The sequence below is a fragment of the Streptomyces sp. NPDC050806 genome (genome assembly GCF_055586425.1).
In genome coordinates this window covers 347923-367459 of sequence record NZ_JBVJIF010000008.1, presented here as the reverse complement: position 1 = coordinate 367459, position 19537 = coordinate 347923, and the positions used below count along the sequence as shown (strand labels likewise).

The window sequence follows — 19537 nt, the reverse complement described above, 5'->3', positions numbered from 1 at the left end:
CGCTCGGGGGAGGGCGCCGGGGCTCGTATGGGGGGGGACACCCGTTGCCGGGGTCCCGGGCATGTCGGGGACCCATCGGGCGGGTCCCGTCGCGGCAGGCGGGAGAAGCGTTACCGCGTCACGCCGCGGCGTCGAAGCCGGTGTCGTGCGCCATGCGCTTCAGCTCCAGCAGCGCGTGCTTCTCTATCTGGCGGATCCGCTCGCGGGTCAGGCCGTGCTGCTTGCCGACCTCGGTCAGGGTCCGCTCGCGGCCGTCCTCTATGCCGTACCGCGCCTTGATGATCGAGGCGGTGCGGCCGTCGAGGCGGTCGATCAGGTCCTCCAGCTCCTCGCTGCGCAGCAGCGTGAGCACGGACTGCTCGGGCGAGGCCGCCGAGGTGTCCTCCAGCAGGTCGCCGAACTGGGTCTCGCCCTCGTCGTCCACGGACATGTTCAGGCTGACGGGGTCGCGGGCCCAGTCCAGGACGTCGCTGACCCGCTCCGGCTTGGCGCCCAGCTCCGCGGCGATCTCCGCGTGCTCCGGGTCGCGGCCGTGCTCGCGGTTGAACTCGCGCTGCACGCGCCGGATCCGGCCCAGCTCCTCGACCAGGTGGACGGGCAGCCGGATCGTACGGGACTGGTCGGCGATGGACCGCGTGATCGCCTGGCGGATCCACCACGTCGCGTACGTGGAGAACTTGAAGCCCTTGGCGTAGTCGAACTTCTCGACCGCGCGGACCAGGCCGGCGTTCCCCTCCTGGATCAGGTCCAGCAGCGGCAGACCGCTGCGCGGATAGCGGCGGGCGACCGCTACGACCAGGCGGAGGTTGGAACGGATGAAGACGTCCTTGGCCTTCTCGGCCTCGTCGACCAGTGCCTGCAGCTCCTCGGGCGTCGCGCCGGCGGCGTTCCCGTCGCTCACCTCGCCGTCCAGGATCTGCCGGGCGTAGACACCCGCCTCGATCGTCTGGGACAGCTCGACCTCTCTGGCGGCGTCGAGCAGGGGTGTGCGCGCGATCTCGTCGAGGTACATGCCGACCAGGTCGCGGTCGGCGATCTCCCCGCCTACGGCGCGAACGCTGTTTGCCCCGTCAGCACCGCTCTTGGTGGGCTGACGACGGGCGACGGCACGGGTTGCCATGCGAGTTGCTCCCTCTGCGATGAGTCGGTCGCGGGATGGTGGCGGCCGGGACACCTGATCCCTGCTGTCTGCGGGCCGGGTGCCCCCGTCTGATGGAAACAACGGCTGGAAACCGGACAGAATTCCCACGACAACCCCTCGTTTTTCTGATCATGCAGTACCCTGCGTTCCCACCGAGGGAGACCACAGCATGTCAGGATGCGGGGAAGTGCAGGTCAGGCCGGGCGCCGAGGTCGACCTCCAGGCCCTCACGGACCTCTACAATCACTACGTCCGTGAGACGGCGATCACATTCGACACCGAGCCGTTCACCCCCGAAGAGCGCCGTCCTTGGCTGCTCTCCCACCCCCAAGACGGTCCTCACCGCCTCCTGGTTGCCCGGGAGGCCGCGCCGGAGGGGCCGGGCCGGCTCCTCGGGTACGCGACCACCAGCCCCTTCCGCCCGAAGCCCGCGTACCGCACCTCCGTCGAGGCCACGGTCTACCTCGCCCCCGAGGCGACCGGCCGGGGCATCGGCACGCTGCTCTACAAGGCGCTCTTCGAGGCCCTGGAGGGCGAGGACGTGCACCGCGCGTACGCGGGCATCGCGCTCCCCAACCCCGGCTCGGCCGCCCTGCACGCCCGCTTCGGCTTCCGCCACGTCGGCACGTACGGCGAGGTGGGCTACAAATTCGGCCGCTACTGGGACGTCGCCTGGTACGAGAAGGAGCTCGGCGAGCACTGACTCCGCGAGCACGGGCCCGACGGGCGCCGACTCCGCGGGCACCGGCTCGGTGGGCACTGACTCCACAGGCACCGGCCCGGCTGGCACTGAGGGGACGCGTCCGCTGGCCTGCAGGGGGCGCCGGTACCGGGCCCGGCTGTTCCGGTTGACGGGGGCCACGGCCGGGTGCCTCCTGGTAGGAGGGCGAGAGAGAGGAGCCGTCATGCAGACGCACGCTCGCACCCGCACCTCAGCCACCACGGCCGCCGCCCCGCGCGGGCATCACCTGGCCGCCTCCACCGGTGTCCCCCTCGTGGGCGGTGTCGCCTACGGCATCTACGCGGGGCTGCTCGACCACAGCACCGGATCGAGCGCCGTCCACGCCTTCCTGCTCGGCCTGATCGCCACCGTGGTGACCGCGGGCCTCGGGCTGGCCCTGATGCACAGCCAGTCCCGCATGATCACCGAAGCGCGGGCCCTCGCGTACGGCGTGCTCTTCGGGGCCACGATGGGCTTCCTCTACAGCCTGGCGGGGACGTCGACGGCATTGAAGGCCTCCGGTGTGGGCGCGGTCTTCGGCGTGATCATGTTCGTCGTCGCCACGTACCTCTTCCGCACCCACGGCGCCCCGGGGGACCGGCGGTAGCCCGCCCTTCGTGCAGCCCGCCCCGCCGGCCTCGGACCGCGTTCAGTCCACGGTCGGCGGGGCGTCGTCGTTGCCGCGCCGGACGGTCCGCACAGGACGGCCCGGACGCCATGTCTCCAGCACCATGTGCGGGTCCTCGACGTGCGTGCGCACCACCTCGGTGAGCTCCACCCGGAAGAGGTGGAAGGGCAGCGGCATCTCCACCTCTTTCGCGTACCGCGCGAGCGTCTCGGCGTCCCCGACCTCCACGGCCCGCCCCGCGATCCGCACGTCGCCGTCCACCATGTCGGCGCCCGAACCCGGGTTGGCGTGCAGCGCGAACCGCGGATCGCGCTGCAGGTCCCGCGCCTTCCAGGAGCCCGGCATCATGCCGAGCCACAGTTCGCCGCCGCGGAAGTCGGCCTCCAGGCCGGTCAGCCTCGGGGAGCCGTCCGTCCGCACGGTCGCGAGCACGTGGTGCGCGTACGCGCCGAACCTCCGCTCGACCCACTCCGCGAGAGCGGGCTCCGCCGCCGCGAACTCCGACCAGCCGACCGCCTTCTTCTGTTCCTGCGCGTGCCGCGCCTCGTGCGCCGTGTTCGTCATGACTCCACCCTGAAGGCCATACCCGACGCCTTCTGTCGGGTTTTTTCGGCTGATCCGGGCGTCGGGGTGATCCGGCTGACCGGGGCGAATCCGGGTGATCCGGCTGATCCGGGTGTCTCCGGAACGGCCCGGCAGCCCGCTGTGGCCCCCGGCGCGACGCGCTCTCAGGCGGGCCCGGCGTCGGCCGAGACCCAGTGCTCCGGCGTGAGGCGGACGGCGACGGCCTCGGAGCCCTCCGAGAGCGCCTGCCGGACGTAGTCCTCGACCCGCTCCGGGGGCACGTACCGCTCGGCCACCTGCTTGACCTCCTCGGGGGTGACCGCCGCCAGCCGGGCCGGCCCCTCCGCCGTGACGTACCGGTACGTCGGCGCGACGCGCTGCACGGCCAGCGAGAAGCGACCCGCCGCCTCGATGAGCCGCGCCTTGCGCGACGACCGGCCGGTGAAGATCAGGAAGTCGCCGCCGGGGCGGTAGCTGTACCAGACCGGCACGGCCAGCGGCGCGCGTGCGCTCCCGGAGTCCACTGCCAGCACGGCGACGTGCGGCTCGGCGAGCAACTGGTCACGTTCTTCCACGGTGAGCGGCATCGCTGCGCCTCCTGGGGGCGTCGATGTGCGGTGGAGGGGCCGGCGAGCGCCCCGTACGACGTCGTACGACTGCTCAACGAAGGGCCGCCGACGGGCTATTCCTCGTGCCGCGCCGGACCCGCCCCACGAAGGCGTACGCCCCGCGGCATAGGGCGGCCGACGTAGGGCGGCCGTTCGAGGGGCATCGGGACCGTGGTCCGTTACGCCCGCTCCCCCGCCTCCCTAGCCTCGGCACATGGACACCACAAGCGGTTCCGCGCACCCCACCGACGGCACTCTCGACGAGGCCCTGGAGCGGCTGCACGCACGCGGCCCGGAGTTCGACGGGTACCTGAGCAACCACGGCCCGATGGCGGTCGAGGCGCTGGTCCGGCACGGCCGGGCCGGCTCCGTGCACCGCTGGCTCGACACCTACGAGGACCGGCTGGAGGACCGTCCGCGCGCCGAGAGCACCATCACCGACGCGAACTGGCGGGAGGCACTGGGCGACCCGCGCCGGGTCACCGACTGGACCGCCTACATGGGCCGTCAGCTCGACGGCCGTCCGTGGCGCGAGGTGCTCGCCGAGTGGTGGCCGCGGCTGCTCCCGGGCATCGCGGGCGCCGCCACGCACCCGGTCATCCGGGTCGGGCACGCCGTCCGCACGCTCACCGAGGACGGCGAGGAGCAGCCGCGCGTGGCGGAGCTGGCCCACGCGCTCGGCTACTGGGCGGCGCGCCACCTCCCCCTCGGCGACGTACCGGCCCCCGCGGGCCAGGACGGCCCGGAGGCCGCGCTGTGGGACGTACCGCCGGTACCGGAGCAGGAGGGCGGCATCCTGCAGCGGCTGGCCCAGCTGGCGGAGACACCGGGCTGGCCCGCGGCGGCGGCGGCACTGCGCCCCGCGGCCGGACCGGCGGACGCGCGGGCGCTGCTCGCCGAGGTCGTCGCGGCGGCCACCGTCCGGTACGCGGTGGACGCGGCCGCCGAGCCGGTGATGCTGGTGCACGCGGCGACCGCCCCGAACGCCGTCCTGCGGACGCTCCCGGCGCTGCCCGAGCACCTGTGGATCCCGAGCCTGTACACCGCCTGGGCCGCGAGCGCGGCGGTGACGGCGGCCTACGCCCCCCGCCGTACCGGCCGCCCGCAGAGCGCCCCGACCGGGACGCCGGCCCCTCCCCGGCCCGACGAGCTGGCCGACGCCTTCGAGCGGGCTGCCGCGCACGGCGACGCGCACGCGATCAAGCTGACGGACACCGCGCTGGACGTGGCCGTCGCCACCGGCCTCCCCGAGGCCCTGCGGGCGGCGCATCAGGCGGTCACGCTGATTCCTTCGGAGAGCTGAGGCCCCGGGGCCCCGAAAGGCTGAGTTTTCCGGCTCCGGAGAGCCGCCCCCGCGGGCCCCGAAGGGCGCACTTCCCCGCCCTTCCCGCCTCCGCCCGCTCTTGTTAAATCTTCAAGAAGCGCGGGAGCAATGAGACAGTGGATGGTATGAGCAACGACATGGCGGGTGAGCCGCGCTGGCTCAACGACGAGGAGCAGTACGCCTGGCAGTCGTACCTGCACGCCACCATCCTCCTGGAAGATCACCTCGACCGTCAGCTGCAGCGTGACGCCGGTCTGCCGCACGTCTACTACGGCCTGCTCGTCCAGCTCTCCCGGGCCCCGCGCCGGCGGCTGCGGATGACCGAGCTGGCCCAGAACGCCAAGATCACCCGGTCCCGGCTCTCGCACGCCATCGCCCGCCTGGAGAAGAACGGCTGGGTCCGGCGGGAGAACTGCCCGTCGGACAAGCGCGGCCAGAACGCCATCCTCACGGACGAGGGCCTGAAGGTCCTCCAGGAGGCCGCCCCGGGCCATGTCGCGACCGTACGGGCCGCGCTCTTCGACCGGCTCTCCCCCGAGCAGGTACGCCAGCTCGCCGAGATCTGCCGCTCCGTGGCGGACGGTCTGCAGCCGCACGGCGCCGACCTCCCCTGGCTGCGCTGAACTCCACTCCCGAAGGTGCGGCGCACGCCGCGTACCGGAAGCACGCACCGCGCACGACGAAAGGGGCGCCCCGAGGGGCGCCCCTTATTCACGTCTGCATCTTCACGTCTGCTGCTTCACGACTGCCTCAGTGCGCCAGCACCGGCACCGGTACCTCCTCGGCGGCGTCCACGCCGTCCGCCGAGCTCGCGGCCGGTGTACCGGCCCCGGGCCGCCCGGTGTTGACGAAGACGAACGCGATGGCCGAGGCGAGGACCAGGATGCCCGCCGCCCACCAGATGGCGGTCGTGTAGCCGTGCACCATCGACTGGAGCCGGAGGACGTCGGCGGAGCGCGCACCGGCCGCGTGGGCGGTCGCGTACGCCGTGGTCGCGCCGGCCGCGATCGTGTTCAGCAGGGCCGTACCGATCGCGCCGCCCACCTGCTGCGAGGTGTTGACCATCGCCGAGGCGACACCGGCGTCCTGCGGCCGCACGCCGTGCGTGGCGAGCGACATGGCCGGCATGAAGGCGGTACCCATGCCGAGGCCGAGCAGCAGGAACGCGGGGAGGATCAGCGCCGGGTAGGACGTGTCCAGGTCGATCCGGGTCAGGGCGAGCATGCCGAGCGCGGCGAACAGGAAGCCGGGGGCCATCAGCAGCCGCGGCCGGACCCGGGTCATCAGCCGCGCGCCGATCTGCGTCGAGCCGGTGATCATGCCCGCGATCATCGGAAGGAAGGCCAGACCGGTCGTGACCGGCGTGTATCCCTTCACGACCTGCAAGTAGTAGGTCAGGAAGAGGAAGAGACCGAACATGCCGATCACGGCGAGGCCGAGGGAGGCGTAGACACCCCCGCGGTTGCGGTCGGTGACCACCCGCAGCGGCAGCAGCGGGGACTTCACCCGCGACTCCACGACCGCGAACGCCACCAGCAGCACGCCGGCCGCCACGAAGAGGCCGACGGTCGCGCCGGAGCTCCAGCCGTCGGACTCGGCGCGCGTGAAGCCGTAGACCAGCGAGACCAGTCCGGCCGTGGCCAGGACGACGCCGGGGACGTCGAGCCGGGAGGGGTTGCGGCCCTCGGCGGGCTCCCGGATGACCAGCAGCGCGCCGGCCGCCGCGACCACGGCGAACGGGATGTTCACGAAGAACGTCCAGCGCCAGTCCAGGTACTCGGTCAGCACGCCGCCGAGGATCAGGCCGACGGCGCCGCCGCCACCGGCGATGGCACCGAAGATGCCGAACGCCTTGGCCCGCTCGCGCGCCTCGGTGAAGGTCACCGCGAGCAGCGACAGCGCGGCCGGCGCCAGCAGCGCACCGAACACGCCCTGCAGCGCGCGGGCGCCGAGCAGCATCGCGGTGCTGCCCGCCGCGCCGCCGAGCGCGGAGGCGAGCGCGAAGCCGACGAGACCGATGACGAAGGTGCGGCGGCGGCCCCACAGGTCGGCGATGCGGCCCCCGAAGAGCAGCAGTCCGCCGAAGGCGAGGGCGTACGCGGTGATGACCCACTGCCGGTTGCCGTCGGAGATCCCGAGGTCCGCCTGGGCGGAGGGCAGCGCGATGTTCACGATCGTCGCGTCGAGCACGACCATGAGCTGGGCGAGGGCAATGAATATGAGCGCTTTCCAGCGCCTCGGGTCCACGTTCTGGACGGTTTTGGACATGGGTGGGTCCACCTAGGGTGCGAAGAAGGAAAAAAGGGGTCGGGTGCCGCACAACGGCGTGGCGCGGAAAAGGCGTTGCGTGAACTGTGAGAGCGGCGTGCGCCGCGGAGGGCGCCGCCTACTGGTGCCGGGTCACCGGTGACCGGCCTTGCGGAGCGGGGAGCGGACGGCCTCTGTCACCGCCGGCATTGCTGCCGGAGGTCGTCCAAGGTGGCCGCCGAACCGGGCAGTTCGGACCTCGCCGGAGCCATCAGGCCGTCCAGGAACAGCTGGAGGTGGCGGTGTACGAACCTGTCGAAGTCGGCGCAGCGGTTGCCCGGCAACGGCCGCGTGAGCTGGGTGATCGCGACCATCAGGTCACCGACGGCGATGTCGGCGCGCAGTAGGCCGCTCTCGCGCGCGGCACCCATGAGGGCCTCGACGGCCCCCTCCAGGCGGTCCCGCGCGGCGAGCAGGTCGGGGTGGTCCTTGTCGACGCCGTCGGAGAGGAGCGGGCAGAGCGCTCCGATGCGCTCCTCGACGGCGGCGTGCACGAAGGTCCGGAGCGCCTGGAACGCGTCGCCCTCCGCCACGAGCGCGCGCTCCGCACGGTCCGCCGTGCGGTCCATGACGGAGAGCGTGACGTGGTGGATCAGGTCGGCGCGGTCCGGGAAGTGCCGGTAGAGGGTGGCATTGCCGACGCCGGCCCGGCGCGCGACCTCGTCGAGCGGGACGTCGGCCCCGTGCTCGACCATGATCTCGCGAGCGGCCGCCACGATCCGCTCCCGGTTGCGCTGCGCATCGGCCCGCAGACGGGGCTGGTGCATCTTCGTGGCGGCGGTGGAGGCGATGGTCACGTCGGCTCACTCCTTTCGGGTACGGCGTACGACGTCGTCTTGAGGTGCTGCGCGGTACGCAGGTCCGCGGACCGGAAACGGGGAGCGGGTCCCCGCTTCGTGCGGACGACTGGTTAAACGGGGACAGGTTCCCCGGTTATTTCCCGCACCGAGTGTGACCTGACCCACACGCGTCCGCCACCGAGAACGCCCGCCGGCACCGGATGACGTAACCCGGCGGGCAGGCGGCCGCTCGCCGCCCCAGGGTGAGCACATGAGGCAGATACCGTCCGCCCTGCTCGCCGCCACGGCCGTCGCGGTCGCGCTGGTCGTGCCGGCCCTCGACACGACGGGGCCCCGCCCCGGTGGCGCCGACCGGCACGGCGACGGCCACCCGGCCGCTTCACCGTCCCCGGAGGCGCGGCGCGGCGCGGCCCTACGGGGGCGGGGCGACGCACAGCACGAGGACGGCGACGGGGACGGCATACGAAGAACCCCTGACGGCCGCCCCCGAAGCCCCGACGATCGCGCGGACGAGCCGCACGCGCCCGGAGCTGCGGCCAGCCGCCCGGCCCCCCGCGGGGCCGCCGCGGCCCTTCCCGCCGGCCGCTGCGCCCTCCCCGGCTCCCTGACCGCGGTGTCCGAGGCGGCGGCCACCCCGCCCGGTTTCGTCCGCGCCACCGGCCGCGTACGGGCCCTCACGGCGCTCATCGACTTCCCCGACGTACGCGCCGGGATCAGCCCCCGCAAGCGCTACGGGGAGTTCTTCCCCGCCGTCCCCCGCTTCTTCCGCGGCAGCTCGTACGGCAGGCTCGACTACCGCTCGACCCCCGTCCTGAAGTGGATCCGGATGTCCCGCCCGCTCGCCTCGTACCGCATCGGGCGCGGCACCTCCTTCAGTCCCGCCTCGAACAACGGCTATTACGCGCTGGCCAAGGAAGTCGTGCGCGCCGTCGACCGCCAGGTGGACTTCCGCGCGTACGACCTGGTGAACGTGCTGGTCACGCCGGAGGCGGGCCCGCCGGCGACCGAGAACGTCTGGTCCGTCACCTTCAGCGGCGGGCCGCTGGGCCTGAAGACGGGCGACGGGACGCAGCTGAAGAACGTGTCGTTCATCTGGAGCCGGCAGACCGGCCCGAGCGCGTACCGGGTCCTCAACCACGAGAACGCGCACTCCTTCGGCCTGCCCGACCTGTACTTCACGGACGGCCGCGCCGACCCGCACCCGGTGGGCCACTGGGACCCGATGGACGTGGACTGGGGCCCCGAGAACGACTTCCTGGGCTGGCACAAGTGGAAGCTGGGCTGGCTGACACCGGGCCAGGTGGACTGCGTGCACCGCCCCGGCTCCGTCACCACCCACCGGCTCACCGCAGCCGCCACCCCCGGCGGAACGAAGATCGCCGTCGTCCCGACCTCCCGGCACCGCGCCTACGTCGTCGAGGCGCGCCGCACCGGCCCGCTCGACCCGACGGCGTGCCGGCCCGGCGTCCTGGTCTACCGCGTGGCCACCGACATCCCGTCGGGCAAGGGCCCGGTCCGGGTCTCCGACGCCACCCCGAGGAGCGCCGGCTGCTACCGCAAGGACCCGAACGTCCGCGCGGGCCTGACGGACGCCACGTACCGCCCCGGCCAGACCTTCCGCGCCGACGGCGTCTCCGTCGAAGTCCTCCAGGACCGCCCACCGACGGGCGGACCCGACAACTCGGCGGACACCTTCCGAGTCCGGATCACCACCCCCGGACGCCCCTGACCACCCGGGACGGGGGCGCACCACCACCGCCCATAGAGGCCCGCCTGTCGCGCGCTTACGAAGACCCGACCTCGACGCCCCAAGAAGGCCGACCCGTCGCACGCCCAAGAAGAAGGCCCGGCCTTGGCTCCCCTCCCCAGAAAGGGCCCAGCCTTATGAGGGGGCCATGAGGGGCTATGCGGGGCGAGGGGGCCATGAGGGGCTATCAGGGGCTCAGTCCCGCCAGTGCCGTCGCCCCAGACTGATGAGCCGCAGCTGCCTGCGCGCCCGTTCGGCGAGCCGTTCGCAGGCGGCCGCGTCGCCGTCGTCCGCGGCATCCAGGATCGCCGATGCGGTCATCACGAGGTGGTCGACGTACATCTCGGCGAGCATCAGCAGATCGTCGTCGCTCCAGCCGTCCGACACCGGCTGCGCCCGCAGCGCGGACGCCACCTCGGCGGCGAACCGGGCCAGTTCGGCGGCTATGGCCCGGCGCACCGCCCGTACGCCGCCGTGCCGCTCCCGCGCGATGAAGCGGATGTGCGCGGGGTTCTCCCGGACGAACCGTTCGACGACCGCGACCGTACGGTCGATCCGCTCCTCGGCGTCCGGCTGCTCGGCGAGGATCGCGCGGACCACGTCGTGCAGGCTGCCGAGCGACTCCTCGACCAGCGCGACGCCCAGGTCGGGGATGTCCCGGAAGTGCCGGTAGAACGCCGCGGGGGCCACCCCCACCATCCGCGTCACCTCACGCAGCCCGATGCTGCTGAGGCTCTGGTCGGCCAGCAGCCGCAGCCCGGCGTCGAGGAGCGCCTGTCGGGTCTTCTGCTTCTGGGCCTGGCGGACGCCGGTGGTGTGACTCATGCCATTCAGTAAACATCCGTTCTCCGACGCGATCCACCCCGGGGGCGCGCTAGACTGGTGAGTCAGTGAACAAGTGTGACACCAACTGTTCACCCAACAGAACGATCAAGGCCACTCACCTCACCCGGAAGGGCCAGAAATGATCTTCCTTGTCGCAGCCTTGCTCCTCCTGGGAGTGCTCGTGGGCACCGCGGCACACCTCCCGCTCGCCGCGACGCTCACCGCGGCCGCGGCGATCGCCGCCTGGCTGCTGATCTTCGCCGTCCGCGAATACCGCGCGAAGGAGGCCCGTCGATGACCACCCTCATCCACCGCGCCGGCACCGAGTCCGCAGAGGCCCGCACCGACGCCGACAAGACCGGCCCCGAGTCCGGCACCACCTCGGCCACGGGCACCACCAGGACCGACACGGCGACGGCCGACACCGCGACGACCACCGACGCCGCCACGGCCGATGTCTCGTCCAGCACCCGCCGCAAGGGGACCCAGGCCGACGGCATGGCCGTGGCCTCCTTCATCCTCGGCCTCGTCGGCCTGCTGGTCATGAACCTCGTCCTCGGCCCGCTGTCCCTCGTCCTGGGCGCCGTGGCCCTTCACCGGGGCACCAGCCGGCGCGGCCGCGCCCTCCTCGGCATGGCCCTCGGCGCCGCTGACCTCGTCGTCCTGGCCGCCATCGTCACCGTCGACGGCGCGGTCAGCTGGAACTTCCCCGTGTGACCCGGGCCCGCCACGGGGCCGCGCCACGCCGCCACGGGAACGGGAGCCCCCCGACCACCCAGCGGCGAGACCGGGCGCGACCCCATCCGCTACCCTGTTCACGGCCAGCCGATGGTGCGTACACCGCCCGCCGCGACCCACGTCCGGGGCGCACCGCACCACCACTGACCGCCCGCCTCCGTAGCTCAGGGGATAGAGCACCGCTCTCCTAAAGCGGGTGTCGCAGGTTCGAATCCTGCCGGGGGCACCAGGCAGAACGGCCCGGACCGATAAAGGTCCGGGCCGTTTTGACGGCAGCAGTTGACGGCAATCACCTCTCTGCGAGCGTTGTACGAGATCCGCGAGCTCAACCGCGAGAAGACCATGCATCAGTGGCCAGTGTTCGAGGCGACGAGCGTATGGATCAGGGTGTGGCGGCTGTGATGGCTGGGCTGGCTGGCACTGTCGGCGCTCCAGTTGGTGCCCTGGCCGGCCTCCGTGGGGCTCAACTAGGGGCGCACAAAGCTGTAGAAGCCGCCAGGATGCAGGTCGAGGGGCAGTCCGAAGCCGAACATCGGCACTGGATTCGAGAGCAGCGCCGACAGGCCTACACCCACACCAATCACATGTACGTCGAGGTTCTCCACAGCCTTCGCGCCTGCGCGGACGCCCTGAGGAACGGACGCATTGAACTGGCTACTGAACGATTGTCGGTTGCGGATCGTGTCGTCATAGATTTGCAGGTAGCAGTCTTCGATCTGCGGCTCTGGGGACCGCGCAATGTGGTGCGTGAGGCCAAGGACCTCCGTCGCGCCGCCAACCGGGCTATCGAGATGCTTAAAGCCTGACACGAAGAGCGTTGCTCCGGTGGAGATCACACAGTTCAGCAAACCGCCTTCAACGAATCCATGGACGCACTGAGCTCCCCCTATGGCGAGTACTTGAGGGCGACAGCTGAAACCCTCGGAACGCTCGACGCCGAGCCCAACGCGCTCGGACAGCGGAACGCACCGAACAACGTCCCCGTTAGGGGGCATACACAAACGGGCGACGGAGTCAGATGCATGCGTATGCGACACCGCCTCGTGGGCACCATTCGCCCGGTCTTTCTTTTTCCGGACCGACACCCGGCGCACATCTTCATGGCCGACCCTCGCCCGGCAAGGGCCCGCGTCCACTACTGACCTAAATTCATGACAGATCAACTTTTATCGAAGCAGGTGGTCGCACGGGATGACGGCACAGCGTCTGCGGCGCTACGACCGGGTACCAGGTGACAGCGTCGAGCCACGACGGGATGTCGCCCCGGGTGAGGGCGTCCAGCGCGTGCTGGGCACGGTGGCCCTGCACGGCCGTCCGCTGGGGCGACGTATCGGTAGCAGCTTACGTTCGCCTACGGAAGAACCACTCGGGTGGCCTCGGAGGGTAGGGAATTTCTCCAGGAATTCGAAGCTCTGCCCGAATGGCCTTCTCGAATCCAAAAAGACACGCACCGAAGTTTTCGTATCGTTGGCGCCAGACTTGTTCATCCCACGCCAGCTCACCGCGGGCGAAATCCTGCAGCTGCCATACCGAACGGTTCAGCAGGTATGCAGCCTCGACTATCGCAGGGGTCGCGAGCAAACGGACGCACTCAACGCTTATATTGCGTTCCATGTGGGCATCCTCAAGTTCCTTCTGGAGCCGCCTACTGTCTTCATCTGTTGGCACGCCGTCCAGAACCATAGTCCTGACGATCGCAACGACGCGCTGGGCGTTGACCAAATGTTTGGAGTAGGCCTGCAACTGCAACTCGCTCCACCGCCTGGACCTGTCGGCCTTGCGGCGATGCCTTTCGATGGTGAAGGTCCCTAGAAATGACATTGCCGCACCAACGACGACGGCAAGAACGGTGACGATCTGCTGCCCAATCATGTGGTGCCTCCCGGAGACGGCATACTGGCCATTACCCACTCGGCCGAAGGTGGACGACCACCGCGCCCGCTCCAGCGCGGCCGCGCGACCCGCCCGCTGTTCAACTGTCCGCCGCAGCACGCTCGGCGGTGAAGCCATCAGCGACGCGCCCCCTGCAGATCTCGCGCGTAGCGGCGTCACCTCGACGCGACCCGCGGCGGATTACGTCTCCGGAGGCTGAAGTTGCGTATTCGGCCCGGCCCCGAGAGTGCGCGGCGATCCTGCCGGGGGCACCAGCGTGAAGGCCCCGACCGGTCCGGTCGGGGCCTTCGGCGTGTGTGGCCGACGGAATGGCTCGGCAATCTCCTCGGAAGCTACGGGTGGTTGAGACGCCTGGTCGGCGGATCCGCGCCATGGAACGGGAGTTCTTACGCCGCTCCAGTGATCTTGCCGGGAGCGGGCACGCCGCTGGCGAATACCCCGGGCCGGCACGGTTAGGTGCATACGTGGCAAGTGAACTCTTGACGCGCCCGCGGGTTTTCGCGGGATCGCGTACGACGTCGTTGTCGGTGATGTAGGTGGAGCACGGGGCCTCCTCGCACCGATCGGTGAGCGGCCGCTCGCGCGGCCGGGTGGCAGTAGGACGACGGCGGTCGGCGGGCAGGAGGTGCGGGTGTCCGCGCTGAGCAGCATGGCCGCGGCCGTGCCCGCTTCGAGCGAGGGCCCCGGCAGCACCGGCAGCGCCTCCGGCCCGGCAAGCGGAGACGCGGGAAGCGGAGACGCGGGGCTGTTCGCGTGGGCGAGGGAACTCGTCACGCCCGCCCTGCGCCGGGCCGTGGAGGGCCTGCCCGCGCCGCAGCGGGAGATCATCGGGTACCACCGCGGCTGGCACGGAGCGGCCGGCCCCGCCGCGGAGGGCGGCGGAAAGGCCGTACGCCCGGCCCTCGTCTTCCTCTCGGCGACGGCGGTCGGCGCGGCGCCCGAGAGCGTGATCCCCGGAGCGGTCGCGGTCGAGCTGGTGCACGACTTCTCCCTCCTGCACGACGACGTCATCGACGCGGACCCGCTGCGCCGCCACCGGCCTGCCGTGTGGGCGCGGTACGGGACGCCGGCGGCGGTGCTGACCGGCGATGCCCTGCTGATCAGGGCCCTCGCCGTACTCGCCGCCGGCCCGAGCCCGTACAGCGCGGCGGCCACGGGGGAACTGTCCCGCATGCTGGAGGACTTGCTGCGCGGCCAGAGCCAGGACGTGGCCTTCGAGAGCACCGCCCGGGTGGCTCCTGAGCAATACCTGGAGATGGCCGCAGGGAAGACGGGTGCCCTGATGGCGTGCGCGTGCGCGCTGGGAGCGCTGCTGACCGGCGCGTCCGAGGCCCGGACGGCCGGACTGCGGGACTTCGGCCGCCACCTGGGCATCGCCTTCCAGTGCGCGGACGATCTGCTGGGCATCTGGGGAACCACCCGGCGCAGCGGGAAGCCGGTGGGCGCGGACGTCGCGGCGCGCAAGAAGTCGCTGCCGGTCGCGGTGGCGCTGGCCGATTCCGGGCCCGCCGGGCGGCGGCTGGCCGCACTGTACGACGGTACGGAGCCGCTCTCGGCCGCGGACGTCACGACGGCCACCGACCTGATCGAGCGGGCCGGCGGCCGGGAGGCGACGGAGCTGGAGGCCAGGCGGCAGGTGGAGGCGGCGATGCGGGCGCTGGCGCGCGCGGAGCCCGTACCGTCGGTGTACCGCCAACTGCACGACCTCACCCTGCTGCTGACGCGGCGGGACAACTGAAGGAGTACGGCGACCAGCAACCAGCGACCATGGATATTCCATTGTGGCATTTCGGGACAGCTGGCACGGCGAATTTTGGCAACAGCGGAACAGCAGAACAGCGGAGAAACGGAACAGCGGCAGCACACCCATCGCACGGAAAAACCGTAGCTCGCCGGACTTTCGGTGATCAGCGTGTACGGCTTCAGATGGCGCGCGGCGAACGCACACTACTTTGGGAAATCCCCTCGAAGGAGGAGAGCGCACCGGAACGATGCCCCAGCAGCCGAAAGTCGCTTTTCGTGAAAGCACAGGAATTCACCCGCTGACCGTTTCCGTGTGTGTCCGGTGGCGAAGTCCGCGCCGACGAGTGAGGCTGTGAGGCGAATAGGACGGTAACGCGTACGGGCGGGAGCGGCAGCGAATGGTCGGGCGGCCGGAAGGGCGAGGAAACATCTCGCGGCGCGAACGGGTACTGCCCCTCGCGGTGCTGTTGCTGGCAATGACCGCAACGGCGGCTGCCGGTGCGCCCTTTTCGTACCCGGCCGACGCTGCCCCGTACCCGGCCGGCACCGCGGACCGCACCGGGCACGCGGCAACCGCGGACCGCATGTCCCTTCCGGACCGCGGCCGTTCGCCGTCTGCCGTCCTGCGGCTCGTCAACGACCGGCGCGCGCAGGCCGGCTGCCGCCCGGTACGCGAGCACCCCGCGCTGACGCGGGCGGCGCAACGACAGAGCGCGCACATGGCCCGCACGGAGACCCTCACACACAGCGGCCCGGGCGGGCGCCGGCCGGGCAGCCGGCTCGCGGCAGCGGGGTACCGCTGGAGCCGCGTCGGCGAGGACCTGGCCCAGGGACAGCCCGATGCGGCCACGGTCGTACGGGAGTGGATGCGCAGCCCCGGGCACCGGCGGACCCTGCTCACGTGCGCGTACGAGCACGCCGGCGTGGGCGTCACCGGCGGCGGCCGGGAGGGGCCGTGGTGGACGATCCTGCTCGCGACCCGCCGCTAGGCACCGCGGACGCCAGGGACCGCTTTCAGGGCTCTTCCTGGCGCTCCCCCGGCGGGTCTTGGCCCTCGTGGGCGCCGGCCGGTCACAGGCCGCCGTACGCCCTCACACACCCAGGGCCGTACGCCCTGGCACCTCTTGCGCTGGGCGACGACGACAGGAAGGCGAACGATGATGGCGCTCAGGCGCCGCCGCCGCGCTAACGGTGTTGACGCTCAGGCGCCGCGCGAACCACATTGACGCTCAGGCACCGGGCGCCTCGTCCGCCGCGCCGCCGCCCTCCCCCGCGCCGCCACCCTCCGCCGGGCCACCCGCGCCCCCCTGACCGGCGTGCTCGCCCCCCTGACCGGCGTGCTCGCCCTCCTGGTTGTCGATCTGCGTGATGGCCCACCGGGCCCAGTCGCGGGACGCGGGGAGCATGTGGAGGCCGAAGCCGGCGGCCAGGTGCCCGAAGGCGAGCGGGTCGGGCAGGACGCCGTCGTGCACATCGAAGCCACCGGACTCGACGAGCGCGGTCAGGGCATCGAGGTCGCGCTGGACCGACGCGGCGTAGTCCGCGAGCACGCTGCGCGCCTCCTTCGGGTCGAGCGCGGAGAGAAGGAAGAGCCGCAGCACGAACTCGTTGCGGACCACAGGGGTGCGGGGCGGGTTCAGCAGCCACTGCCGCAGGTCCGCACGGCCCGCCTCGGTGATCGCGTACGTCTTGCGGCCGCGCGCGCCCTCCTCGACGACCTCGGCGAGACCGTCGGCGGCCAGCCTGTTGAGCTCTTGGTAGACCTGGTTGTGCTTGGCGTGCCAGGCGTAGCGGTCCAGGCTCCGCTCGAACTTCTTGGTCAGCTCGTACCCGCTGCCCGCCTCATCGGCCAGCAGCCCCAGCAGTGCGTACCGCAGCGACATCGCGTCTCTCCGCCCTTCTCCTTGCCACGATCATCCTAGCCCAGCGACATATAGAAGTTGACACGTGCTAGCCAACGTGTCATTTTCTACATGTCGAAGTTGAGTGCAGGCGGCGACATCCAGCGGTACGCGCCGGAAGGCGACGACGGCCACGGATGGCACGCGCACGGAGGGACTGCCCAGGGGGATGAACGACGCGATGACCGACAGGACGACACGGATATCCGGCACCGCCGAACACGGGGCGAAGAGCGCACCTTCGGGTACGGAGGCCCGCCCGCTGACCCTGTCGGGCCATCTCACGCCCGTACCGGACGAGATCGACGCGTACGACCTTCCGGTGAGCGGCACGCTGCCCCCGGAGCTGCGCGGCCGCTACCTCCGCAACGGCCCGAACCCACTGCCCGAGAGGGGCGGCGGGCACTGGTTCCTCGGGCACGGAATGCTGCACGGCATACGGATCGCCGACGGCCGCGCCGAGTGGTACCGGAACCGCTGGGTGCGCACCACCCACCTCGCCGGCATCCCGGCCACCCGCCCCGACGGCACTCGCGACCTGGCGACCAACCCGGCCAACACGCACGTCATCGAGCACGGCGGCAGGCTGCTCGCCCTGTGCGAGAGCGGCCTGCCGCACCGGGTGACGCCCGACCTCGACACGCTCGGGCCGGAGGACTTCGGGGGCCGGCTGCGCACCGCCATGACGGCGCACCCCAAGGAGGACCCGGCCACCGGAGAGCTGCACTTCTTCGGGTACGCGCCGACGCCCCCGTATGTCACGTACCACCGGATGTCGGCCTCCGGGGAGCTGGAGCACAGCCGCGTGATCGACGTTCCGGCGCCGACGATGATGCACGACTTCGCGCTCACCGAGCGGTACGTGCTCTGGCTCGACCTGCCCGTCACCTTCGACGCGGCGCTGCGCGGCAACGGCATGCCACTGCGCTGGAACGACGCGTACGGCGCCCGGCTGGGCGTGATGGAGCGGTCCGGCGAAGGCCCGGTGCGGTGGTTCGACATCGAGCCCTGCTACGTGTTCCACGTCGGAAACGCCCGGGAGGACGCGGCGGGGCGGATCGTGCTGGACGCCGTGCGGTACGACCGCGCCACGTTCAACGGCCTGTGGGCGGCGATCGGCGGCGAAGGCGCCGGCCAGACGCCCCCTGCCCCCGGGACGGGCCCGCCGGGCGCCTCCGGGACGGCGGGGCCGGTGCTGTACCGGTGGACGCTCGACCCGGCGGCCGGAACGGTCGGCGAGGCTGCGCTGGACGATCTCGCGGTCGAGTTCCCGACGCTGCACGCCGGGCACGTGGGGCGCGCCCACCGGTATCTGTACCTGGCTTCGGACGCGCCGAGCGGCGCGGTGGTGCGGTACGACGTGACCACCGGGGAGCGGCACACGCACGACGTCGGCCCGGACCGGGCGGCCGGCGAGGCGGTGTTCGTCCCTGCCCGGAACGCGCGCGCCGAGGACGAGGGCTGGCTCCTGACGATCGTCACCGACCGCTCGGGGGCCGCCTCGGAACTGCTCGTCCTGGACGCCACCGACGTCACGGCGGCCCCGGTCGCCTCGATCCGGCTGCCCCGCGCGGTCCCCGCGGGCTTCCACGGCTCCTGGATCGCCGACGATGACGGGCCCGACGGCGGCCTCGGGAACGGAGCCGGACGATGAACACCTCCCTTCACCACGACAGGCAGCGAGGAGACGGAACAGTGCACACGGGGGCGAAGACCATGGATCCGAACACGGCAGCGGAGCGACCCGAAGAACCCGGCGAGCGGCCGCAGCCGGCATCGGGAGCGGCGGCCGTCACCTCCACAGGGGCGGCGACGGGCGCGCCCGTGGAGGAGACCACGACCGCCGCACGTGGGGGCGAGCGATGGTGGAGCGGTCTCGGGGACATGTTCTCCACGCTCTTCTGGGACGTCGGCCTGTCGATCGCCGTGTACTACCTCCTGCGGGCGTGCGGCGTCGGCGTGTACCCCTCGATGCTGGGCGCCACGGTCGCCGCCGCGCTCCGGGTGGTCTACGTGGCGGTCCTCCCCCGCCGCTTCGACGTGTTCGCGGCGTTCATGCTCTCCGTGTGGGGCGTCGGCCTGCTGCTGTCCTTCGTGAGCGGTGACGCGCGCTTCGTCCTGGCCAAGGACTCGGTGCCGACCGGCCTGGCCGGGCTGATCTTCCTGGGTACGGCGGTGGCCGGGCGCCCGATGATCTACGCGGTCGTGCGGCGCACCCAGGGACGCACGCAGCGCGCGCTCGCCGACCTGGAACGGCGCTGGGCCACGGAGCCGGCGTTCCGGCGCACGCTCACGGTCATGACCTGCGTCTGGGGCATCGGCATGCTGGCCGAGGCCGTCGTCAGGCTCCCGATGATCTACCTCCTTCCGGTCGACGCGGCCACCGGCCTCTCGGGTCTGATGCAGCTGTCGACCTTCGGCCTGCTGACCGTCTACACGGTGGTGCACCGCAAGTGGGCCACCCGCCACCCGCGGCACTGACACCGCGGACACACGGGGCGGCGGGGTACGGCGCGGGGGGCCGTACCGCGTCGCCCTGTGCGCGTTGCGCCACGAGTGGCGGTACCGGGACACGGTCCGCACCTGAATCGCGACCG

General features: G+C 71.7%; 20 protein-coding genes and 1 tRNA gene. 12 read left to right on the top strand and 9 right to left on the bottom strand.

Going from position 1 to position 19537, the window contains the following annotated elements; genetic code table 11:
• Window positions 1-118 precede the first annotated feature (118 nt).
• Window positions 119-1120 carry a sigma-70 family RNA polymerase sigma factor gene (locus tag ACZ6WH_RS26470; protein WP_469731167.1) on the bottom strand — a complete coding sequence of 334 codons (1002 nt, stop codon included), beginning with the start codon at window positions 1118-1120 and terminating at the stop codon, window positions 119-121.
• 190 nt (window positions 1121-1310) lie between these two features.
• Here ACZ6WH_RS26470 and ACZ6WH_RS26465 point away from each other — a divergent pair, with 190 nt between their 5' ends.
• A complete protein-coding gene (locus tag ACZ6WH_RS26465) occupies window positions 1311-1844 on the top strand; it encodes a GNAT family N-acetyltransferase (RefSeq protein ID WP_469731165.1) in 534 nt (177 codons plus the stop codon).
• Between the two features lie 202 nt (window positions 1845-2046).
• Complete coding sequence (locus tag ACZ6WH_RS26460) at window positions 2047-2469, top strand: hypothetical protein (RefSeq protein ID WP_469731163.1); 423 nt, start codon at window positions 2047-2049, stop codon at window positions 2467-2469.
• A gap of 42 nt (window positions 2470-2511) precedes the next feature.
• On the opposite strand, the gene ACZ6WH_RS26455 is transcribed toward ACZ6WH_RS26460, so the two are convergent.
• Window positions 2512-3054, bottom strand: a complete 543-nt coding sequence (locus ACZ6WH_RS26455) for a pyridoxamine 5'-phosphate oxidase family protein (protein WP_469731161.1) — start codon at window positions 3052-3054, stop codon at window positions 2512-2514.
• A 164-nt stretch (window positions 3055-3218) separates the two neighbouring features.
• Window positions 3219-3641 (bottom strand): pyridoxamine 5'-phosphate oxidase family protein, encoded by a 423-nt coding sequence (locus ACZ6WH_RS26450; protein ID WP_432855681.1) that lies wholly within the window; start codon window positions 3639-3641, stop codon window positions 3219-3221.
• A gap of 235 nt (window positions 3642-3876) precedes the next feature.
• Between ACZ6WH_RS26450 and ACZ6WH_RS26445 the strand changes: the two genes are divergently transcribed.
• Together ACZ6WH_RS26445 and ACZ6WH_RS26440 are read left to right on the top strand one after the other, a co-directional pair.
• On the top strand, window positions 3877-4965 hold the full coding sequence (locus tag ACZ6WH_RS26445; RefSeq protein WP_469731158.1) for a questin oxidase family protein: 1089 nt from the start codon (window positions 3877-3879) through the stop codon (window positions 4963-4965).
• A gap of 146 nt (window positions 4966-5111) precedes the next feature.
• Complete coding sequence (locus ACZ6WH_RS26440) at window positions 5112-5609, top strand: MarR family winged helix-turn-helix transcriptional regulator (RefSeq protein WP_469731156.1); 498 nt, start codon at window positions 5112-5114, stop codon at window positions 5607-5609.
• A 127-nt stretch (window positions 5610-5736) separates the two neighbouring features.
• Here the strand turns inward: ACZ6WH_RS26440 and ACZ6WH_RS26435 are convergent, their stop codons facing one another.
• Together ACZ6WH_RS26435 and ACZ6WH_RS26430 are read right to left on the bottom strand one after the other, a co-directional pair.
• A complete protein-coding gene (locus tag ACZ6WH_RS26435) occupies window positions 5737-7254 on the bottom strand; it encodes an MFS transporter (RefSeq protein ID WP_432855690.1) in 1518 nt (505 codons plus the stop codon).
• A gap of 176 nt (window positions 7255-7430) precedes the next feature.
• Window positions 7431-8060 carry a TetR/AcrR family transcriptional regulator gene (locus ACZ6WH_RS26430; RefSeq protein WP_469731396.1) on the bottom strand — a complete coding sequence of 210 codons (630 nt, stop codon included), beginning with the start codon at window positions 8058-8060 and terminating at the stop codon, window positions 7431-7433.
• Window positions 8061-8343: 283 nt separating this feature from the next.
• Between ACZ6WH_RS26430 and ACZ6WH_RS26425 the strand changes: the two genes are divergently transcribed.
• On the top strand, window positions 8344-9822 hold the full coding sequence (locus ACZ6WH_RS26425; RefSeq protein WP_469731154.1) for a M6 family metalloprotease domain-containing protein: 1479 nt from the start codon (window positions 8344-8346) through the stop codon (window positions 9820-9822).
• 213 nt (window positions 9823-10035) lie between these two features.
• On the opposite strand, the gene ACZ6WH_RS26420 is transcribed toward ACZ6WH_RS26425, so the two are convergent.
• Window positions 10036-10665: a TetR family transcriptional regulator gene (locus tag ACZ6WH_RS26420; protein WP_469731152.1), complete on the bottom strand. Its 630-nt coding sequence runs from the start codon at window positions 10663-10665 to the stop codon at window positions 10036-10038.
• A gap of 139 nt (window positions 10666-10804) precedes the next feature.
• Here ACZ6WH_RS26420 and ACZ6WH_RS26415 point away from each other — a divergent pair, with 139 nt between their 5' ends.
• The 3 genes from ACZ6WH_RS26415 (at window position 10805) to ACZ6WH_RS26405 (ending at window position 11632) form a co-directional block, all read left to right on the top strand.
• Window positions 10805-10963 (top strand): hypothetical protein, encoded by a 159-nt coding sequence (locus tag ACZ6WH_RS26415; RefSeq protein WP_199896546.1) that lies wholly within the window; start codon window positions 10805-10807, stop codon window positions 10961-10963.
• The gene (locus tag ACZ6WH_RS26410; protein WP_469731151.1) at window positions 10960-11382 is read left to right on the top strand and encodes a hypothetical protein; all 423 of its coding nucleotides are present in this window, start codon (window positions 10960-10962) and stop codon (window positions 11380-11382) included. Before ACZ6WH_RS26415 ends, ACZ6WH_RS26410 begins: the two co-directional genes overlap by 4 nt.
• A gap of 174 nt (window positions 11383-11556) precedes the next feature.
• Window positions 11557-11632 (top strand) — tRNA-Arg (locus tag ACZ6WH_RS26405).
• Window positions 11633-11870: 238 nt separating this feature from the next.
• Here the strand turns inward: ACZ6WH_RS26405 and ACZ6WH_RS26400 are convergent.
• Both ACZ6WH_RS26400 and ACZ6WH_RS26395 read right to left on the bottom strand, forming a co-directional pair.
• A complete protein-coding gene (locus tag ACZ6WH_RS26400; RefSeq protein ID WP_469731149.1) occupies window positions 11871-12239 on the bottom strand; it encodes a hypothetical protein in 369 nt (122 codons plus the stop codon).
• 505 nt (window positions 12240-12744) lie between these two features.
• A complete protein-coding gene (locus ACZ6WH_RS26395; protein ID WP_469731147.1) occupies window positions 12745-13275 on the bottom strand; it encodes a hypothetical protein in 531 nt (176 codons plus the stop codon).
• Window positions 13276-13927: 652 nt separating this feature from the next.
• On the opposite strand from ACZ6WH_RS26395, the gene ACZ6WH_RS26390 reads away from it, so the two are divergent.
• Together ACZ6WH_RS26390 and ACZ6WH_RS26385 are read left to right on the top strand one after the other, a co-directional pair.
• Entirely contained in the window at window positions 13928-15034 is a 1107-nt protein-coding gene (locus tag ACZ6WH_RS26390; protein ID WP_469731145.1) for a polyprenyl synthetase family protein, read from the top strand.
• A gap of 589 nt (window positions 15035-15623) precedes the next feature.
• Complete coding sequence (locus tag ACZ6WH_RS26385; protein ID WP_469731144.1) at window positions 15624-16028, top strand: CAP domain-containing protein; 405 nt, start codon at window positions 15624-15626, stop codon at window positions 16026-16028.
• Window positions 16029-16268: 240 nt separating this feature from the next.
• On the opposite strand, the gene ACZ6WH_RS26380 is transcribed toward ACZ6WH_RS26385, so the two are convergent.
• Complete coding sequence (locus tag ACZ6WH_RS26380; protein WP_469731142.1) at window positions 16269-16922, bottom strand: PadR family transcriptional regulator; 654 nt, start codon at window positions 16920-16922, stop codon at window positions 16269-16271.
• 199 nt (window positions 16923-17121) lie between these two features.
• Between ACZ6WH_RS26380 and ACZ6WH_RS26375 the strand changes: the two genes are divergently transcribed.
• Window positions 17122-18594 carry a carotenoid oxygenase family protein gene (locus tag ACZ6WH_RS26375; protein WP_469731140.1) on the top strand — a complete coding sequence of 491 codons (1473 nt, stop codon included), beginning with the start codon at window positions 17122-17124 and terminating at the stop codon, window positions 18592-18594.
• 62 nt (window positions 18595-18656) lie between these two features.
• A complete protein-coding gene (locus ACZ6WH_RS26370; RefSeq protein WP_469731138.1) occupies window positions 18657-19421 on the top strand; it encodes a VC0807 family protein in 765 nt (254 codons plus the stop codon).
• Window positions 19422-19537: the final 116 nt, after the last annotated feature.

Excerpts from the sequence above, each read along its gene's own strand:
- ACZ6WH_RS26470 (WP_469731167.1), bottom strand. The coding sequence starts at position 1,120 with ATGGCAACCCGTGCCGTCGCCCGTCGTCAGCCCACCAAGAGCGGTGCT.
- ACZ6WH_RS26465 (WP_469731165.1), top strand. The coding sequence starts at position 1,311 with ATGTCAGGATGCGGGGAAGTGCAGGTCAGGCCGGGCGCCGAGGTCGAC.
- ACZ6WH_RS26460 (WP_469731163.1), top strand. The coding sequence starts at position 2,047 with ATGCAGACGCACGCTCGCACCCGCACCTCAGCCACCACGGCCGCCGCC.
- ACZ6WH_RS26455 (WP_469731161.1), bottom strand. The coding sequence starts at position 3,054 with ATGACGAACACGGCGCACGAGGCGCGGCACGCGCAGGAACAGAAGAAG.
- ACZ6WH_RS26450 (WP_432855681.1), bottom strand. The coding sequence starts at position 3,641 with ATGCCGCTCACCGTGGAAGAACGTGACCAGTTGCTCGCCGAGCCGCAC.
- ACZ6WH_RS26445 (WP_469731158.1), top strand. The coding sequence starts at position 3,877 with ATGGACACCACAAGCGGTTCCGCGCACCCCACCGACGGCACTCTCGAC.
- ACZ6WH_RS26440 (WP_469731156.1), top strand. The coding sequence starts at position 5,112 with ATGAGCAACGACATGGCGGGTGAGCCGCGCTGGCTCAACGACGAGGAG.
- ACZ6WH_RS26435 (WP_432855690.1), bottom strand. The coding sequence starts at position 7,254 with ATGTCCAAAACCGTCCAGAACGTGGACCCGAGGCGCTGGAAAGCGCTC.
- ACZ6WH_RS26430 (WP_469731396.1), bottom strand. The coding sequence starts at position 8,060 with ATGCACCAGCCCCGTCTGCGGGCCGATGCGCAGCGCAACCGGGAGCGG.
- ACZ6WH_RS26425 (WP_469731154.1), top strand. The coding sequence starts at position 8,344 with ATGAGGCAGATACCGTCCGCCCTGCTCGCCGCCACGGCCGTCGCGGTC.
- ACZ6WH_RS26420 (WP_469731152.1), bottom strand. The coding sequence starts at position 10,665 with ATGAGTCACACCACCGGCGTCCGCCAGGCCCAGAAGCAGAAGACCCGA.
- ACZ6WH_RS26415 (WP_199896546.1), top strand. The coding sequence starts at position 10,805 with ATGATCTTCCTTGTCGCAGCCTTGCTCCTCCTGGGAGTGCTCGTGGGC.
- ACZ6WH_RS26410 (WP_469731151.1), top strand. The coding sequence starts at position 10,960 with ATGACCACCCTCATCCACCGCGCCGGCACCGAGTCCGCAGAGGCCCGC.
- ACZ6WH_RS26395 (WP_469731147.1), bottom strand. The coding sequence starts at position 13,275 with ATGATTGGGCAGCAGATCGTCACCGTTCTTGCCGTCGTCGTTGGTGCG.
- ACZ6WH_RS26385 (WP_469731144.1), top strand. The coding sequence starts at position 15,624 with ATGTCCCTTCCGGACCGCGGCCGTTCGCCGTCTGCCGTCCTGCGGCTC.
- ACZ6WH_RS26380 (WP_469731142.1), bottom strand. The coding sequence starts at position 16,922 with ATGTCGCTGCGGTACGCACTGCTGGGGCTGCTGGCCGATGAGGCGGGC.
- ACZ6WH_RS26375 (WP_469731140.1), top strand. The coding sequence starts at position 17,122 with ATGACCGACAGGACGACACGGATATCCGGCACCGCCGAACACGGGGCG.
- ACZ6WH_RS26370 (WP_469731138.1), top strand. The coding sequence starts at position 18,657 with ATGGATCCGAACACGGCAGCGGAGCGACCCGAAGAACCCGGCGAGCGG.